1 protein-coding gene is annotated in these 801 nt (G+C 56.6%); it reads left to right on the forward strand.

The genetic code is table 11. From position 1 onward, the window contains the following. Positions 1-102: 102 nt before the first annotated feature. On the forward strand, positions 103-801 hold a 699-nt coding region (locus tag AWB81_RS43690; RefSeq protein ID WP_200822656.1), incomplete at its 3' end, for a transposase.

Here is an 801-nt window from a genome sequence, read left to right on the forward strand (position 1 = left end):
GACGCAGGCCAGTTTTGCAGATCTGGAACGTACTGCGCGATCGTTTGCTGTTCATCGGAGACAATGGCGGATTTGCCCTTGCCGGTTCTGGGCTTGCTAACCATGTTGCTGACCCGTCTGCTTAATGCCTGCCATCATTTTCCGGGTTTTGTATATGAAGGTGCACGGCTGTGCGAGGCAACCCAATCCATCGAAATCGACGTTCGGCCGCGCAGGGGTTCGAAGCCTGTTTGCTCATGCTGTCACCAGCCTGCGCCTGGCTACGATTCGCTCACGCAGCGCCGCTTCGAGTTTATTCCCGTTTGGGGCTTTGCCGTGTTTCTGCTCTATACCATGCGGCGCGTCGATTGTCGCACCTGTGGCGTAAAGGTCGAGGCTCTGCCATGGGCCAACGGCAAGCACACGCTCACCCGCGCGTACATGATCTTCCTGGCGCAATGGGCTCGCAAGCTCTCCTGGAAAGAAACCGCACTGAGCTTCCGAACCAGCTGGGAGAAAGTCTTCAATGCCGTGGAATGGGTCGTCGAGTGGGGACTGAATCACCGGGAACTCGGAACGGTCAGCGCCTTTGGCGTCGATGAGATCCAATATGGGAAAGGACACAAATACCTCACGCTTGTCTACCAGATCGAGGCCGGGTGCACGCGATTGCTCTGGGTCGGACAGGAGCGTACGAAGGAAAGCTTTGCGAAGTTCTTTGCCATGATCGGACAGGAACTGTGTGAGAAGGTCGAATTCGTGTGTTCGGACATGTGGAAGCCCTACCTCGAGATGATCGAGCGTCATTGTCCCAACGCGCTG

Origin of the sequence: Caballeronia arationis, from assembly GCF_001544975.2 — a bacterium.
In the GTDB taxonomy this organism is placed as follows: domain Bacteria; phylum Pseudomonadota; class Gammaproteobacteria; order Burkholderiales; family Burkholderiaceae; genus Caballeronia; species Caballeronia arationis.